The organism is Halobacterium sp. CBA1126 (assembly GCF_009741975.1).
Lineage (GTDB): Archaea > Halobacteriota > Halobacteria > Halobacteriales > Halobacteriaceae > Halobacterium.
Genome location: NZ_WPCF01000063.1, coordinates 1 through 14,793 on the forward strand (window position 1 = coordinate 1; position 14,793 = coordinate 14,793).

The 14,793-nt window shown below is 70.9% G+C and carries 18 protein-coding genes and 1 pseudogene; 12 read left to right on the forward strand and 7 right to left on the reverse strand.

Going from position 1 to position 14,793, the window contains the following annotated elements:
- Positions 1–124: 124 nt before the first annotated feature.
- Positions 125–301 carry a hypothetical protein gene (locus GJ634_RS09815; protein WP_197425477.1) on the reverse strand — a complete coding sequence of 59 codons (177 nt, stop codon included), beginning with the start codon at positions 299–301 and terminating at the stop codon, positions 125–127.
- A 108-nt stretch (positions 302–409) separates the two neighbouring features.
- Here GJ634_RS09815 and eif1A point away from each other — a divergent pair, with 108 nt between their 5' ends.
- From eif1A to GJ634_RS09855, 8 genes are all read left to right on the forward strand, one after another.
- Positions 410–697, forward strand: a complete 288-nt coding sequence (eif1A, locus tag GJ634_RS09820; RefSeq protein ID WP_157502553.1) for a translation initiation factor eIF-1A — start codon at positions 410–412, stop codon at positions 695–697.
- A 13-nt stretch (positions 698–710) separates the two neighbouring features.
- Positions 711–1,598: a serine/threonine-protein kinase Rio1 gene (rio1, locus tag GJ634_RS09825; RefSeq protein WP_331714095.1), complete on the forward strand. Its 888-nt coding sequence runs from the start codon at positions 711–713 to the stop codon at positions 1,596–1,598.
- Between the two features lie 61 nt (positions 1,599–1,659).
- Positions 1,660–2,469 (forward strand): helix-turn-helix transcriptional regulator, encoded by an 810-nt coding sequence (locus tag GJ634_RS09830; protein WP_157502555.1) that lies wholly within the window; start codon positions 1,660–1,662, stop codon positions 2,467–2,469.
- A gap of 58 nt (positions 2,470–2,527) precedes the next feature.
- Positions 2,528–3,079 (forward strand): pre-rRNA-processing protein PNO1, encoded by a 552-nt coding sequence (locus GJ634_RS09835; RefSeq protein ID WP_157502557.1) that lies wholly within the window; start codon positions 2,528–2,530, stop codon positions 3,077–3,079.
- A gap of 204 nt (positions 3,080–3,283) precedes the next feature.
- Entirely contained in the window at positions 3,284–4,969 is a 1,686-nt protein-coding gene (gene thsA, locus GJ634_RS09840) for a thermosome subunit alpha (protein WP_394350884.1), read from the forward strand.
- 146 nt (positions 4,970–5,115) lie between these two features.
- Positions 5,116–6,102, forward strand: coding sequence for an ornithine cyclodeaminase family protein (locus tag GJ634_RS09845; RefSeq protein WP_157502559.1), 987 nt, complete (start codon positions 5,116–5,118; stop codon positions 6,100–6,102).
- A gap of 266 nt (positions 6,103–6,368) precedes the next feature.
- Positions 6,369–8,369, forward strand: a complete 2,001-nt coding sequence (locus tag GJ634_RS09850; protein WP_157502561.1) for an endonuclease MutS2 — start codon at positions 6,369–6,371, stop codon at positions 8,367–8,369.
- 87 nt (positions 8,370–8,456) lie between these two features.
- Complete coding sequence (locus GJ634_RS09855; protein WP_157502563.1) at positions 8,457–9,581, forward strand: ORC1-type DNA replication protein; 1,125 nt, start codon at positions 8,457–8,459, stop codon at positions 9,579–9,581.
- On the opposite strand, the gene GJ634_RS09860 is transcribed toward GJ634_RS09855, so the two are convergent.
- On the reverse strand, positions 9,578–10,102 hold the full coding sequence (locus GJ634_RS09860) for a hypothetical protein (RefSeq protein ID WP_157502565.1): 525 nt from the start codon (positions 10,100–10,102) through the stop codon (positions 9,578–9,580). The genes GJ634_RS09855 and GJ634_RS09860 overlap by 4 nt on opposite strands.
- 108 nt (positions 10,103–10,210) lie before the next feature.
- Between GJ634_RS09860 and rpiA the strand changes: the two genes are divergently transcribed.
- Complete coding sequence (rpiA, locus tag GJ634_RS09865) at positions 10,211–10,885, forward strand: ribose-5-phosphate isomerase RpiA (protein WP_157502567.1); 675 nt, start codon at positions 10,211–10,213, stop codon at positions 10,883–10,885.
- A 44-nt stretch (positions 10,886–10,929) separates the two neighbouring features.
- Here rpiA and GJ634_RS09870 read toward each other — a convergent pair whose 3' ends face one another.
- On the reverse strand, positions 10,930–11,097 hold the full coding sequence (locus GJ634_RS09870; protein WP_157502569.1) for a DUF1931 family protein: 168 nt from the start codon (positions 11,095–11,097) through the stop codon (positions 10,930–10,932).
- A 236-nt stretch (positions 11,098–11,333) separates the two neighbouring features.
- Here GJ634_RS09870 and GJ634_RS15520 point away from each other — a divergent pair, with 236 nt between their 5' ends.
- Together GJ634_RS15520 and GJ634_RS09875 are read left to right on the forward strand one after the other, a co-directional pair.
- Positions 11,334–11,483, forward strand: coding sequence for a hypothetical protein (locus tag GJ634_RS15520; protein WP_197425476.1), 150 nt, complete (start codon positions 11,334–11,336; stop codon positions 11,481–11,483).
- A gap of 38 nt (positions 11,484–11,521) precedes the next feature.
- Complete coding sequence (locus GJ634_RS09875) at positions 11,522–11,779, forward strand: GIY-YIG nuclease family protein (RefSeq protein ID WP_331714096.1); 258 nt, start codon at positions 11,522–11,524, stop codon at positions 11,777–11,779.
- Here the strand turns inward: GJ634_RS09875 and GJ634_RS09880 are convergent, their stop codons facing one another.
- Positions 11,780–12,343 carry an NADPH-dependent FMN reductase gene (locus tag GJ634_RS09880; RefSeq protein ID WP_157502571.1) on the reverse strand — a complete coding sequence of 188 codons (564 nt, stop codon included), beginning with the start codon at positions 12,341–12,343 and terminating at the stop codon, positions 11,780–11,782. It lies immediately after the preceding gene.
- Positions 12,344–12,433: 90 nt separating this feature from the next.
- Here GJ634_RS09880 and GJ634_RS09885 point away from each other — a divergent pair, with 90 nt between their 5' ends.
- The gene (locus tag GJ634_RS09885; RefSeq protein ID WP_157502573.1) at positions 12,434–13,804 is read left to right on the forward strand and encodes a phosphoglucomutase/phosphomannomutase family protein; all 1,371 of its coding nucleotides are present in this window, start codon (positions 12,434–12,436) and stop codon (positions 13,802–13,804) included.
- Here GJ634_RS09885 and GJ634_RS09890 read toward each other — a convergent pair.
- The 3 genes and pseudogenes from GJ634_RS09890 to GJ634_RS15525 form a co-directional block, all read right to left on the reverse strand.
- Positions 13,796–14,191: a GNAT family N-acetyltransferase gene (locus tag GJ634_RS09890; protein ID WP_394350885.1), complete on the reverse strand. Its 396-nt coding sequence runs from the start codon at positions 14,189–14,191 to the stop codon at positions 13,796–13,798. The genes GJ634_RS09885 and GJ634_RS09890 overlap by 9 nt on opposite strands.
- 1 nt (position 14,192) lies before the next feature.
- Complete coding sequence (locus tag GJ634_RS09895) at positions 14,193–14,390, reverse strand: ubiquitin-like small modifier protein 2 (RefSeq protein ID WP_157502575.1); 198 nt, start codon at positions 14,388–14,390, stop codon at positions 14,193–14,195.
- Between the two features lie 47 nt (positions 14,391–14,437).
- Positions 14,438–14,793, reverse strand: a pseudogene (locus tag GJ634_RS15525) (cell shape determination protein CcmA); the annotation flags it as partial.

Here is a 14,793-nt window from a genome sequence, read left to right on the forward strand (position 1 = left end):
GCTCGGGCCGACGACCGAACGGAGCGCTCGGAAGAGCGCGAAGTGAGGAGGAATGTGCTTTTCCGCAAGTTTTTGCCGAGCGGGGTGCGCCGGAGGCGCACCCCCGCAGCGCAAAAAGTGCGTTTTAGAACCCGAACATCCCCATGACGGATTTGGCGGCGCGGCGGACGACGAGCGCGATGCCGAGGAGGACGAGGACGAGGCCGGCGGCGACGACGGGGGCGTTCCACGCGACGACGCCGATGCCGGCGAGAATCAGCAGCACGCCGAACAGTCCGGAGAGGCCGAGTTTGTCGAGCACGTGCGAGCGAAGCGCGACCACGGGGGTAAGCGTACTGGTCCGGGGCAGCGCGGTCGCGGACACCGGAATTGTATAGGGTTTAAACGGCCCGCGGACGTATTCGAGCCCATGAGCGACGACGAAGGTGGACGCACGAACCTTCGGATGCCCGAGGACGACGAGGTGTTCGCGGAAGTCACCGAGATGCTGGGCGCGAACCGCGTCCGGGTTCGCTGCGCGGACGGGGAGGAGCGGACCGCTCGCATCCCCGGGCGGATGCAGAAGCGCATCTGGATCCGCGAGGGCGACGTGGTGCTGGTGGAGCCGTGGGACTGGCAGGACGAGAAGGCCGACGTGGTGTGGCGGTACGAGAAGTCGGAGGCGGACCAACTGCGCGAGGAAGGGCACATCCAATGACGGTGGACCGGCGGTGACCGACGAGTACGGTCTCGCCGAGGAGACGGAGGGGGCGGCCGGCGACGAGTTCGAGGAGATCGACGTCTCGGACACGGAGGCCGACCGCATCGCGCGGCGGCAGGACCGCGAGTTCTCGGAGTTCCGCAAGCGCCTGAAGGACAACGAGCAGTTCAAGCTCGACGACGGCGCGTTCGACGACGCGACGTACGCGGCCATCTACAAGCTCGTGCAGGACGGCCACGTGGGCGCGCTCGGCGGGCCGATTTCGACCGGGAAGGAGGCCAACGTCTACGAGGCCCTCGACCACGACGGCGGCGACGTCGCGGTGAAGGTCTACCGCATCAACGCGTCGAACTTCACGCAGATGCGGTCGTACCTCGAGGGCGACCCGCGCTTCGAGGGGATCCGCGGCGACAAGAAGGCGGTCGTGTTGTCGTGGACGCGCAAGGAGTTCTCGAACCTCCAGCGCGCCCGCGAGGCCGGCGTTCGCGTCCCCGACCCCATCGCCGTCCAGCGGAACGTGCTCGTGATGGAGCTCATCGGGCAGGAGGGCGACGCCGCGCCGACGCTGAACGACGTCGACGTGGACAACCCGGAGACGGCGTTCGAGGTCGTCCGGGAGTACATCCGCCGGCTGTACGACGCGGGCCTGGTCCACGGCGACCTCTCGGAGTACAACCTCGTGGTGTACGACGGCGAGCTCGTCGTCATCGACGTGGGGCAGGCGGTCACCGTCCACCACAACAAACACGACGAGTTCCTGCGCCGGGACTGCCGGAACGTCGCGAACTTCTTCTCGCGGCAGGGCGCGGACGTCGACCCCGAGTCCCTGTACGACTACGTGCGGGAGCACGCGAACCCGCGCTCGGAGGCGTCGACCGAGCGGCCGGACGGCGAGTGAGCGCGCGACTGACTCGCACACCGGCGGAACGCTGAAGCCGGTTCCGTCGCAGGACCGACACATGAGCGACGACGCAGAGGCGGCGTTCGGCGCGGTCGCGGACGAGCTCCGCGTGCGCATCCTCCGGGAGCTGTGGGAGGCCGACGACCCGCTGTCGTTCTCGGCGCTCCGCGACCGCGTCGACGTCGCCGACTCCGGGCGGTTCAACTACCACCTCTCGAAGCTCCGCGGGCGGTTCGTCGAGCAGACGGCGGACGGCTACGACCTCCGGCTGGCGGGCAACCGGCTCGTCGGCGCGCTGTACTCGGGCGTGTTCACGGAGGAGGCGTCCGTCGAGCCGACGCCCGTCGAGGGCACGTGCACGAACTGCGGGGGCGCCCTCGAAGCCAGCTACGAGGACGAGCGCGGCCGCGTCACGTGTACGGACTGCGACGTGGCGCTGCTGTCGGGCGGCGTCCCGCCGGCGTTCGTGGAGGACCGCGAGGACGACCTCGCGACCGCCCTCGACGGCTACTTCCGGACGATGCTGCGGGAGGTCCGGGCGGGGTTCTGCACGCAGTGCAGCGGCCCGGTCGACGGCCGCCTCGAACACGACCCCGAGCACGGGCCGCGGGCGGTCTTCGAGTGCGGGCGCTGCGGCGGGACGTTCCACGGGACGGCGGCGGCCGTCGCGCTCGACCACGCGGCGGTCGTCGCGTTCTACTACGAGCACGGCCGCGACGTGCGGACCGTCCCCGTCTGGGAGGTCGACTGGCTCCACGGCGCGACCCGGGCGGGCGACGCCGCCCGCGTCACCGTCGACGTCGACGGCGACGAGCTCGACCTCGTCGTCGACGAGTCGCTGTCGGTCAGCGTGGCGGAGCGGCCGTGAACCGCACACACGACGGGAGAGAAGGCTTTTACGCCGGCGCCCAGTATTCGGACGTATCATGAAACACGTGAAGATTCCGCAGGACCGCATCGGCGCGCTCATCGGCGAGGGGGGCGAGACCCTCCGCCGCATCGAGCAGGCCGCGGAGGTCCGCCTCGACGTCGACTCCGAGGACGGGTCGGTCGCCATCGAGCGCACCGGCGACCCCGTCCGCGGGATGCAGGCGCCCGAGATCGTGCGCGCCATCGGCCGCGGGTTCGACCCGGACGCCGCGCTCAGCCTCCTGGACGACGAGATGCGGATGTTCGAGACGGTGGACATCGAGCGCGCCGCGCGCAACGACAACGACCTCCGCCGGAAGAAGGGACGGCTCATCGGCGAGAACGGCCGCACGCGCGAGCTGATGGAGGAGCTGACGGGCGCGAAGGTCGTCATCTACGGGTCGACGTTCGGCGTCATCGGCCAGCCGAACGAGGTCGACGTCGCGCGGTCGGCCGCGGAGATGCTGCTGGACGGCGCCCCGCACGGCTCCGTCTACTCGTTCCTCGAGCGCAAGCGCGCCGAGGAGCTCAAACAGCAGGGCATGGAGTACCACGAGTTCCCGGGCTGACGCGGCGTTCTTCTGCGACTCTCGGTGCTGTTCCGGCCGCCGAGCGCGAGCGCCGGCGCCCGCCACTCGCGCCGGTTCCAGCATAAATACCCCGTCGCGGATTTTCGAATTTGGCACAGACCGGCGTCTCAGCGCGTCTCCGCACGTGTGTTACTCCCTTTCGCACAATCTTTAAATAGAATCGCATTCAATCAAACAACGACTATGGCGCAGCAGATGGGTAATCAGCCGCTTATCGTACTCTCGGAGGACAGCCAGCGCACCTCCGGGGAGGACGCACAGTCGATGAACATCACCGCGGGGAAAGCCGTCTCCGAGTCCGTCCGCACCACACTCGGTCCGAAGGGGATGGACAAGATGCTCGTGGACTCCACGGGCGAGGTCGTCGTCACGAACGACGGCGTCACCATCCTCAAGGAGATGGACATCGAGCACCCGGCGGCCAACATGATCGTCGAGGTCGCCGAGACCCAGGAGACCGAAGTCGGCGACGGCACCACCTCCGCCGTCGTCGTCGCCGGTGAGCTCCTCTCGGAAGCCGAGGACCTCCTCGAGCAGGACATCCACGCGACCACGCTCGCGCAGGGGTACCGACAGGCCTCCGAGAAGGCCCGCGAGTTCCTCGAGGAGAAGGCCGTCGACATCTCCCCGGACGACACCGAGGAGCTCGAGAAGCTCGCCGCGACCTCCATGACCGGGAAGGGCGCCGAGAACGCCAAGGACGTCCTCTCCTCGCTGGTCGTCCGCGCCGTCCAGTCGGTCGCCGACGAGGGCAGCGTCGACACGGACAACGTGAAAGTCGAGAAGGTCACCGGCGGCGCCATCGAGAACTCGGAACTCGTCGAGGGCGTCATCGTCGACAAGGAGCGCGTCAACGAGAACATGCCCTTCGGCGTCGAGGACGCCGAGATCGCGCTGGTCGACGACGGCCTCGAGGTCAAGGAGACCGAGATCGACACCGAGGTCAACGTCACCGACCCCGACCAGCTCCAGCAGTTCCTCGACCAGGAAGAGGAGCAGCTCAAGGAGATGGTCGACGCGCTCGCCGACGCCGGCGCGAACGTCGTCTTCGTGGACGGCGGCATCGACGACATGGCCCAGCACTACCTCGCGCAGGAGGGCATCCTCGCGGTGCGCCGCGTGAAATCCGACGACTTCACCCGTCTGTCCCGCGCCACCGGCGCCACGCCGGTCTCGAACGTCACGGACATCGAGGCCGACGACCTCGGTGAAGCCGGCAGCGTCGCCCAGAAGGACATCGGCGGCGACGAGCGCATCTTCGTCGAGGACGTCGAGGAAGCGAAGTCCGTCACGCTCATCCTCCGCGGCGGCACCGAGCACGTCGTCGACGAGGTCGAGCGCGCCATCGAGGACTCGCTCGGCGTCGTCCGCGTCACGCTCGAGGACGGCAAGGTGCTGCCCGGCGGCGGCGCCCCCGAGACCGAACTCGCGATGGAGCTCCGCCAGTTCGCGGACTCCGTCGGCGGCCGCGAGCAGCTCGCCGTCGAGTCCTTCGCGGACGCGCTGGAAGTCATCCCGCGCACGCTCGCGGAGAACGCCGGCCACGACCCCATCGACTCCCTCGTTGACCTCCGCAGCCAGCACGACGCCGGCGAGTCCGGCGCCGGCCTCGACGCCTACTCCGGCGAAGTCATCGACATGGACGCCGAGGGCGTCGTCGAGCCGCTCCGCGTGAAGACCCAGGCCATCGAGTCCGCCACCGAGGCGGCGACGATGATCCTCCGCATCGACGACGTCATCGCCGCGGGCGACCTCGCCGGCGGTCAGGTCGACGGCGACGACGGCGGCGACGAAGGCCCGCCCGCCGGCGGTCCCGGCGGCGGCATGGGCGGTATGGGCGGCATGGGCGGCATGGGCGGCGCGATGTGAACTTCGGCCAGTAGTTCGCGCCCCCTGTCGACCCCGCCTCGCACCGCTCGCTCACCGAACCCGCGACTTTCTTTCGACGCTACCCAACCAGCGGCGGCTGTCCGCACAAAGGAGGTTCTAAGTACGGCGCCAGCAATTTTTGCGCCATGGAGACGCTGCTGCTCAACAAGGACGACGTCAGCGAGAACGTCCAGATGGCGGACCTGATTCCGGCCGTCGAGGACGCGTTCGCGGCCTACCAGCGGGGCGACGCCCAGATGCCCTCGAAGTCCTACATCGACCTCCCGCAGTACAACGGCGACTTCCGGTCGATGCCCGCGTACCTCGACGCGGGCGAGTGGGACGCCGCCGGCATCAAGTGGGTGAACGTCCACCCGGACAACCCCGAGCACTACGACCTCCCGACCGTGATGGGGACGATGGTGTACTCGGACCCGGAGAACGCCTACCCGCTGGCCATCATGGACGGCACCGAGCTCACGATGCAGCGCACGGGCGCCGCAGCGGCCGTCGCCACCGACTACCTCGCCGTCGAGGACGCCAGTAGCTTCGGCGTCGTCGGCGCGGGCGTCCAGTCGTACACCCAACTGGAGGCCATCTCCACCGTGCGGGACATCGAGGAGGTCGTCGTCAGCGACGTCGACGAGGACGCCGTTCGCGCGTTCGTCGAGCACTTCGAGGACGAGTTCGACGTCCGCGAGGGCTCCATCAGCGACGCCGGCCACTGCGACGTGCTCTCGACGGTCACGCCCGTCGAGGACCCCATCGTCTCCCGCGAGGACGTCGCCGACCACACGCACGTCAACGCGATGGGCGCCGACGCCGAAGGCAAACACGAACTCGCCGACGAACTCCTCCTCGACGCCAAGCTCGTCATCGACGACCACGCCCAGACCACCCACTCCGGGGAGATCAACGTCCCCTATAATGCTGGCGTGCTCGGCGACGACGACATCTACGGCGAAGTCGGCGAACTCGTCACCGGCCAGAAACCCGGCCGCACCCCCGAGGACGGCGTCACCGTCTTCGACTCCACGGGACTGGCGATTCAGGACGTCGCCGCCGCCCACGTCGCCTACGAACACGCCGACGAACACGACAACGGCTACGCGTTCGACCTGCTCGGGGTCTAGGAAGCACTTTTTACTCGCACTTTTTGCTGCGCTCACGCGCCTGCGGCGCGTTCGCTGGCAAAAACTTGCGGAAAAAGCACTCCTCGCTCACTCCGCGCTAACGCGCTCCGTTCGGTCGTCGGCCTCCACTCGTTCGCTTCGCTCACTCGTGGAGTGAACCGCTCGCGCCTCGCGGCGCTCGCGGATGCTCGTCGGCGGTAGTTCCGTTGAGATCACCGCCGCTCCGCGTAAGACCTTATTACGTGTGAGCCACGTACCCCACGGCGATGAAGTTAGAGGCGATTCCGGGCGTGGGCGCGAAGACCGCGGAGTCGCTGCGGTCCCTCGACGACCCCGAGGACGCACTACGGCGCGGGGACGTGGCGGCGGTCGCCCGGGCACCCGGCGTCACCGACGGGCGGGCCGCGCGCATCGTCCGCGGGGCGATTCGCGCGCGCCACGACGACCCCGGCGGCTTCCTCGCGACCGACCGCGCGACCGAGGTCTACGAGCGCGTGCTCGCCCTCCTGCAGGAGCGCGCGGTCACCGACTACGCGAGCCAGCGGCTGCGGACGTTCTACCCGAGCGCCGCGGAGTCGCGCATCGCGGAGGTCAACGAGTTCGCGGCGGCGGCGATGGACCGGGACCCCGACCCGGAGGTGCTGGACGCGCTGGCGGGCGTCGAGCCGCTGTCGCCGCCCGAGGGGCTGGCGGTCCGGGACCGGTGTCTGGCGACGACGGACGCGGAGACGTACAGCGAGGCCCGCGAGGCGTTCCCCGAGTTGTCGGTGGAGGTCGTCGAGGACGCCCGCGGGCTGGCGGACCTCGCGCGCGGCTACTCGACGGTCGTCGCGCTCGACGAGGCGTTCGCGGGCGTGGAGGTCGACGGCGACGTGCGCGTCGAACCGGACGCGCTGGAGCGGCCCGAGGAGGTCGTGCCGGAGCGCGTGCTCTCGTTCTTCGCGACGAACCGCGACCGCATCCGGGCGGCCGTCGCGGTCCACGAGGCCGCGGGCCTCGACGCGGACGTGGACCTCGGCGAACTGGACGCCGCGCTCGAACAGCTCGACGCGGACGGCGCGGTCGCGGGGGACGACGAGCTCGACCGGCTGTCGACGGCCGTCGACGACCTCGACGCCGCGGTGTCGACCGCCGAGTCCGTGGCGAACGACCGGCTCCGGGAGGCGATTCAGGAGCGGGACGTCACCATCGAGGGCGCCGACCTCCTGAGTCTCGTGGAGCGGGGCGCGGGCGTCGACAGCCTGCTCTCCCGGGAGCTGGCCGACGAGTACGCCGCCGCGGTGGACGCGGCCCGCGACCACCTCGTGGACGCGCTCGCGCTCCGCGATGGCGAGGCCAGCATCGCCGAGCAGGCGTTCGACGACTCGCCGACGTTCCCGGTCGACCACGACCCGGAGGCGGTATCGCGGCTGCGCGAGGAGCTGACGGCGGCGCGGGACCGGCGGAGCGCCGAGCGCAAGCGCGAGCTCGCGGCGACGCTCGCTGACCTCCGGGAGCCCACCCGAGAGCTCGTGGAGCGCGCGCTCGAACTGGACGTGGAGCTCGCTGTCGCGCGGTTCGCGGACGACTTCGACTGCGTGCTCGCCGAGCGCGGCGGCCGCGGGTTCGACGTCGAGTCGGGGCGCTCCCCGATTCTGGACGTCGCCTTCGAGGACGTCGAGCCCGTGGACTACGGCGTGGACGGCGTGGCGCTGCTCTCCGGCGTGAACTCCGGCGGGAAGACGAGCACGCTCGACCTCGTGGCGGTCGTGGTCGTGCTCGCACACATGGGCTTGCCCGTGCCCGCGGAGTCCGCCAGAGTGCCGGAGGTGGAGGAACTGCACTACTACGCGAAGTCCCAGGGGACGCTGGACGCGGGCGCGTTCGAGGCGACGCTCCGGGACTTCGCCGGACTGACCGAGGGCGCGGCGCGGAAGCTCGTGCTCGTGGACGAACTGGAGTCCATCACCGAGCCGGGGGCCTCGGCGAAAATCGTCGCGGGCATCCTGGAGGAACTCCACGAGGCCGGCGCCTCCGGGGTGTTCGTCTCCCACCTCGCGGGCGAGATCCGCGACCAGTGCGGGTTCGACGTGACCGTCGACGGCATCCGCGCCCGCGGGCTGGAGGACGGGGAGCTGGTCGTCGAGCGCTCCCCGGTGAAAGACCACCTCGCGCGCTCGACGCCGGAGCTCATCGTGGAGAAGCTGGCGACCGAGGGCGACGAGGCGGGAGGCGGCGACGGCGCGGCCGCGGGGTCGTTCTACGACCGCCTGCTCGGGAAGTTCTGACGCGAATCCGTCGGTTCCCGGCCGCTCCGCCGCGAACGCCGGGGCTGTGGCGAAGGGTTAAGTGGCTGCCCGAGCGTGGTGAAAGTGATGAGCGACGACCCCGAGGAGGGGATGCTGGGCTGGGACGAGTCCGTGTTCCGGGACGAGCACGTCTTCGAGATCGACTACGTCCCGGAGGTCTTCCAACACCGCGAGTCCCAGCTCCAGACGCTGCAGTACGCGCTCCGCCCGGCGGTCCGCGGGAACCGGCCGCTGAACGTGATGGTGCGCGGGCCGCCCGGGACGGGGAAGACGACCGCCGTCCAGAAGCTGTTCGGGGAGCTCGGCGGCCAGCGCGGCGTCCGCACGGTGCGCGTGAACTGCCAGGTCGACTCCACGCGGTACGCGGTGTTCTCCCGCATCTTCGAGGAGATCTTCGAGTACGAGCCGCCGTCGTCGGGCATCTCGTTCAAGAAGCTGTTCGGGCAGGTCGCCGAGCGCATCGCCGACGAGGAGGAGGTGCTGGTGGTGGCCCTCGACGACGTGAACTACCTCTTCTACGAGGACGAGGCCTCGGACACGCTGTACTCGCTTTTGCGCGCCCACGAGACCCACGCGGGCGCGAAGGTCGGCGTGATTCTGGTGTCCTCGGACCTCGACCTCGACGTCGTGGAGAACCTCGACGGCCGCGTGCAGTCGGTGTTCCGCCCGGAGGAGGCGTACTTCCCGTCGTACGACCGGAGCGAGATCACGGACATCCTCCGGGACCGCGTCGACGTCGGGTTCCGGGAGGACGCGGTGCCGACGACGGTGCTGGACCGCGTCGCCGAGCTCACGGACGAGGCGGGCGACCTCCGCGTCGGCATCGACCTGCTGCGGCGCGCGGGCCTGCACGCCGAGTCCCGCGCGAGCACGACCGTCGAACTGGAGGACGTCGAAGCGGTCTCCGAGGAGGCGAAGAACATCCACCTCTCGCGGAGCCTGCGCGCGCTCTCGGACACGGAGCGGGCGCTCGTGGAGACGGTCGCGGACTGCGACGGCGAGCAGGCCGGCGACGTCTACGACGCGTTCAACGACCGCACCGACCTCGGCTACACGCGGTACACGGAGATCGTGAACAAGCTCGACAAGCTCGGGCTCATCGACGCGGAGTACGAGCAGCTCGACGGCCGCGGGCGCTCGCGGACGCTCCGGCTCACCCACGACCCCGAGGCCGTCAAGGAGCAGCTCTAGGGTTCTGCGGCGAGCACGCCGTCGAACAGCCCCGCGAGCCGTTCGAGCGCGGCGTCCTCGTGGGCGGCCGGGTCGGCGTGGCAGTGGAGGGTACCGCCCGCCGCACGCACGCGACCGCCCAACACCTGCAGGAAGCGCCGCGTCCGGTCGGCCTCGGCGAACTGCAGCAGCGTCGTCAGCGAGTCCACGCAGACCGCCGGCTCGGCGTCGTCGGGGAACGCGCGGAGGCACTCGGAGACGCCGATGCCGACGCCCGTGAGGTCGCCGGGCGTGGAGACGGCGTGGGCGCTGCCGGCGTTGGGTTCGGCCGCGACGAACCGGGTCGGGGGGAGGCGGTCGCCGCGGGCGGCCCGCCAGTCCGCGGGCGCGCGCCGGAGGGAGACGGCGACGGCGGCGTCCGCGTCGGCGAGCCGGTCGGTGCAGACGCGCGTGGCGGCCGCGTCGACTGGGGAGGCGAGGACGAGCACGGCGGCACCGTCGGCGTCGCCGCGGGCGGCTGCCGCTCGGCTGACGTCGGGCATGCGCGAACGGACGGGAGCCACCGGGGTAGTTACTCGCGACCTGAAGCGGTTCAGGCACCGGTTACGGGTGGGTGCGTTTTTTGGTCGGTGGCGGTCCACGCTACGGGTATGAAGAACACGGGCGGCGGCGACGCGGCGAAGCGGCGCGCGGGCGAGGCGGCGGCCGACGAGGTCGCGGACGGGATGGTCGTCGGCCTCGGGACGGGGAGCACGGCGGCCCACGCCATCCGCGCCATCGGCGAGCGCGGCCTCGACGTGGAGGGCGTGGCGACGTCCTACCAGTCCCGGCAGCTCGCCATCGACGCGGGGATTCCGTTGACGACGCTGGAGGAGGCGTCCGTCGACCTCGCCATCGACGGCGCCGACCAGGTAGCCGGCACGGCCCTCGTGAAGGGCGGCGGCGCGGCCCACGCCCGCGAGAAGTACGTGGACGCCAGCGCCGACCGGTTCGTCGTGGTCGCGGACCCCTCGAAGGAGGTGGACGCGCTCGACTACCCGGTTCCGGTCGAAGTGCTGCCGGACGCGCGGCCGGTGGTCGCCGAGCGCGTGCGCGGCCTCGGCGGCGAACCGGAGCTCCGGGCCGCCGAGCGCAAGGACGGCCCCGTGGTGACGGACAACGGCAACCTCGTGCTGGACTGCGAGTTCGGCCGGCTGGACGACCCCAGTGAGGTGGCGGCGGAACTATCGGAGCTTCCGGGCGTCGTCGAGCACGGGCTGTTCGTCGGGCTAGCCGACGCTGTCTACGTCGGCACCGAGGACGGCGTGCGGGTCACGGACGCGTAGCTACGGGGCGCGGCGTCGCAAAAAACGAGAGGGGTCGAACCGAGTTACAGGTCGCGCGGCTGGACGGTCTTCCGACCGTTGGACTCCGCGCGTTCCGCGGCGTCTTCGAGGAGCTCCGAGACTTCCTCGTCGAGCGCTTCGTAGAAGTCGGAGGCAACGTTCTTGTCGTCGAGTTCTTCCTTCACAGCGGCCTTGACGATGAGGTCTGCCATACGACCTGCATTTTTCCACGCCTCCTTATAAGGCTTCCCATAAGACGCTGCCAGAGCGGCCACGCACGCCTTCCTACGCGCGCGAGCGGCGTGAATGCAGGCGGCGCCCGCGGCGCGGAACCGGGAGGGCGAACTCTGCTTCGAGTTCGGCCAAATTTTGTTCGAAATTGGGAAAACTCACTTATTCGCGTGTGGCGTACTCTCACACACTGGCCCTCGCGCCAGAGACCACGATAATGCCCCGCTGTGACCACTGCGACGCCCACGTCTCCGAGAACTTCGCGCGCGTGTTCGCCAATGAGGACGGCTACCTCCACGCGTGCCCGAACTGTGCGGCGAACGTCGGCATCGCCGAGGTGTCGAAGGACCGCGCCCGCCGGGCCTGACCGAAACGCTGTCCTCGCCGCGCGCCCTCGCTCCGGGCGTGCACTACGTCTACGTGGTGGAGTGCAGCGACGGGACCTACTACACGGGCTACACGACGGACGTCGAGCGCCGCGTCGCCGAACACGACGCCGGCGAGGGCGCGAAGTACACGCGCGGCCGCACCCCCGTCACCCTCCAGTACGTCGAGTCCTTCGAGACGAAGTCGGCGGCGATGCGCCGCGAGTACGACCTCAAACAGCTCTCGCGCCCGGAGAAGGAGTCGCTGGTCGCCGGGCAGGACAACCCGTGGCCGTAGCTACTGCCCGGACTGGTCGGCGAGCTCCCAGCGGTGGGCGGCGTCGATGACCGCGCCCGCGAGGTCGTCGACGCGCTCGGCGAGGTCGTCGTCGGTGAGGGCGCCGTCCTCGAAGTACCGCGAGGCGTTCCGGATACCGACCTGTTCGGCGACGACGTCGGCGTGGACGCCGCGCATCGTGATGCGCATGTGGTCCAGCGGCGACGCGATGGTGCCGCCGCCCGCGACGACGAGCAGGCCGACCGCGGTGTCCTCGTACTCGTCGAACCCGCAGTAGTCGTGGAAGTTCCGGAACGTCGAGGAGTAGCTGCTGTGGTAGTTCGGCGACCCCGCGATGACGGCGTCGGCCTCGCGGACGCGCGCGAGCAGCGCCTCGGCGTCGCCGGCGGCTTCGAGGTCGCGGTCGGGGTCGTACAGCGGCAGGTCGGCCGTCCCGAGGTCGACGTGGTCGGTGTCGGCGCCCCGGCGTTCGGCCGCGGCGAGGGCGTGCTCGACGGCCTGCCGGGTGTAGCTGGTGGCGCGTTGGCTCCCGGTGACGCCGACGACCAGCGGTGTGAACTCCATGTACTCGCGTTCGGGGAGGGCGGATAAATTCGCGGTGGTCCGACCGCGGGGACCGCAGGGGTTTTGACGCGACGCGGCGACGCTGCGCGCATGGACGGCATCTCCTTCGGGACGGACGGCTGGCGGGCGACGCTGGACGTGTTCACGAGCGGGCGCGTCCGCGCGGTCGCGCAGGCCACCGCGGACTACCTCGCCGACGAGGGGCACGCGGGCGAGACGGTCGCGGTCGGGTACGACGCCCGCGAGACCTCCGCGGGGTTCGCCGAGGACGCGGCGGACGTGCTCGCGGCGAACGGCTTCGACGTCGTGCTCCCCGAGCGGGACTGCCCGACGCCGCTGGTCGCTCACGCCATCGTGGAGCGGGACCTCGCGGGCGCGCTCGTCATCACCGCCTCGCACAACCCGCCGGAGTACAACGGCGTGAAGTTCATCCCCGAGGACGGCGCGCCGGCGCTCCCCGAAGTCACCGAGGCCATCGAGGCGAACCTCCGGGAGCCCGTGGAGGGCGCCACGCAGGGCGAGGTCCGGAAGGTCGACCTCGTGACGCCGCACGCCGAGCACTGCCGGGACCTCGTGGACGCCGACCTCTCCGGGCTGACGGTCGTCTACGACGCGATGCACGGGAGCGGGCGCGGCGTCACCGGCGCGCTCCTCGAGTCGGCGGGCGCCGAGGTGGTTCGGGAGCGCTGCGAGCGCGACCCCGAGTTCGGTGGCACCCCGCCCGAGCCCGACGAGGCGAACCTGCAGGGGCTGGCGCTGGCCGTCGACGAGCACGACGCGGACTTCGGCGTCGCCAACGACGGGGACGCCGACCGCGTCGCGGTCGTCACGCCCGAGCGCGGCGTCCTCGACGGGAACCGCTTCTACGCGCTCGCGTACGACTACCTCCTCGAGGACGACGCGGGCCCGGCGGTCCGCACGGTGTCGACGACGTTCCTCGTGGACCGGCTCGCGGACGCCCACGGCTGCGAGGTCGTGGAGACGCCGGTCGGCTTCAAGTGGGTCGCCGCGGCGATGGGCGAACACGACGCCCTCTTCGGCGGCGAGGAGTCCGGCGGGTACACGATGCGCGGGCACGTCCGCGAGAAGGACGGCGTCCTGATGGCGCTGCTCGCGGCCGCGGCGGCCAGCGAGCGCCCGCTGGACGACCGCCTCGACGCCATCGAGGCCGAGTACGGCGACATCCACCAGGACAAGGTGAGCGTCGACTGCCCGGACGACCGCAAGGACGCGGTGCTCGCCGACCTCGAAGACAAGCTCCCCGACGAGGTCGCGGGCGTCCCCGTGGACCGCGTGAACGACGCGGACGGCTTCAAAATCCTGCTCGAGGACGGGTCGTGGCTGCTCGTCCGGCCCTCGGGGACGGAGCCGAAGATGCGGGTGTACGCGGAGGCCGACGGCCCCGAGCGCGTCGAAGCCCTGCTCGCGGCGGGCCGCGACCTCGTCGAACCGCTAGTGTAGGACGCCGCGGTAGCGCTCCCCTCGCTGCTCGCAGTCGAAGCCCAGCGCGTCGTAGAACGGCTTCACGCCCGGGTCGAAGTCGGCCGTCAGCGGCGTCCACTCGGCGGCGGCATGCTCGACGAGCGCGGTGCCGATGCCGTCGGCGCGTCGGCGGCGCCGCACGGCGACTGCTTCGACGTGGGCGCCTTCCTCTCTCCGAGTTGCGACGAGCGCGCCGACGATGCGGTTGTCGTCGTCCGCGACGACGACGGTGCCGGCGTCGATGCGGCGCTCGGCGGTCTCGTTCGAGAGCTCGAGGTTCGCGCCGTCGAGGACGCGCACCACGCCGAGGTGGTCGCGGGCCGACGCTCGGCGGACGACGACGCCGCGGGGGCCGGTCGCCGCCACGCTACCCACCCCGGATGAGCCGCAGCACGCGCACGTGCTCGGCGTCGACGGGCTGGTCCTCGGGGACGGGAGTGCCGTCGACCATCACCGAGACCTCGTGCGGGCTCAGGTCGACTGCTTCGAGGAGGTCGGCGTACGTCTCGTCGGTCACGTCGAACTCGTGGGTGTCCTCGCCGACCACCTCGACGGTCACGCGCATGCGAGCCGGTAGCCGGCGGGCGGCCTTAGGCGCCGCGATTGCGGCGGTCAGGCTGACGCGTCGCCGCTGCGCCGCTGGCGGACGTGGCGGTAGGCCGCGACGGTGAGGCCGCCGAGCCCGAACAGCAGCACGGCGAACTCCACGAGGGCGCCGAGGAACGGGACGTAGCCGACGGCGTGGACCGCGAGCACGCCCGCGAGCAGCGCGAGCCAGCGGTGCTCGCGGTCGGCCTGCGAGAGCAGCCACGCGCCGACCGCGTACGCGCCCCAGACGTACGAGAGCGCGACGGCGAGCGCGTAGAGGAACGCGCCGACGACGGCCACGGGGATGCCGACGACGGTGAACGACAGCAGGACGAGGGCGAACGGCGCGCCGACGAGCGCGGCGAAGCCGGCGCCGAGCG

What these genes read in the sequence shown, in the direction of transcription:
- GJ634_RS09855 (WP_157502563.1), top strand. Translation starts at nt 8,457, where the DNA reads ATGAGCGACGACCCCGAGGAGGGGATGCTGGGCTGGGACGAGTCCGTG.
- thsA (WP_394350884.1), top strand. Translation starts at nt 3,284, where the DNA reads ATGGCGCAGCAGATGGGTAATCAGCCGCTTATCGTACTCTCGGAGGAC.
- GJ634_RS09845 (WP_157502559.1), top strand. Translation starts at nt 5,116, where the DNA reads ATGGAGACGCTGCTGCTCAACAAGGACGACGTCAGCGAGAACGTCCAG.
- GJ634_RS09870 (WP_157502569.1), bottom strand. Translation starts at nt 11,097, where the DNA reads ATGGCAGACCTCATCGTCAAGGCCGCTGTGAAGGAAGAACTCGACGAC.
- GJ634_RS09895 (WP_157502575.1), bottom strand. Translation starts at nt 14,390, where the DNA reads ATGCGCGTGACCGTCGAGGTGGTCGGCGAGGACACCCACGAGTTCGAC.
- eif1A (WP_157502553.1), top strand. Translation starts at nt 410, where the DNA reads ATGAGCGACGACGAAGGTGGACGCACGAACCTTCGGATGCCCGAGGAC.
- GJ634_RS09850 (WP_157502561.1), top strand. Translation starts at nt 6,369, where the DNA reads ATGAAGTTAGAGGCGATTCCGGGCGTGGGCGCGAAGACCGCGGAGTCG.
- GJ634_RS09835 (WP_157502557.1), top strand. Translation starts at nt 2,528, where the DNA reads ATGAAACACGTGAAGATTCCGCAGGACCGCATCGGCGCGCTCATCGGC.
- rpiA (WP_157502567.1), top strand. Translation starts at nt 10,211, where the DNA reads ATGAAGAACACGGGCGGCGGCGACGCGGCGAAGCGGCGCGCGGGCGAG.
- GJ634_RS09830 (WP_157502555.1), top strand. Translation starts at nt 1,660, where the DNA reads ATGAGCGACGACGCAGAGGCGGCGTTCGGCGCGGTCGCGGACGAGCTC.
- GJ634_RS09860 (WP_157502565.1), bottom strand. Translation starts at nt 10,102, where the DNA reads ATGCCCGACGTCAGCCGAGCGGCAGCCGCCCGCGGCGACGCCGACGGT.
- GJ634_RS15520 (WP_197425476.1), top strand. Translation starts at nt 11,334, where the DNA reads ATGCCCCGCTGTGACCACTGCGACGCCCACGTCTCCGAGAACTTCGCG.
- GJ634_RS09880 (WP_157502571.1), bottom strand. Translation starts at nt 12,343, where the DNA reads ATGGAGTTCACACCGCTGGTCGTCGGCGTCACCGGGAGCCAACGCGCC.
- GJ634_RS09885 (WP_157502573.1), top strand. Translation starts at nt 12,434, where the DNA reads ATGGACGGCATCTCCTTCGGGACGGACGGCTGGCGGGCGACGCTGGAC.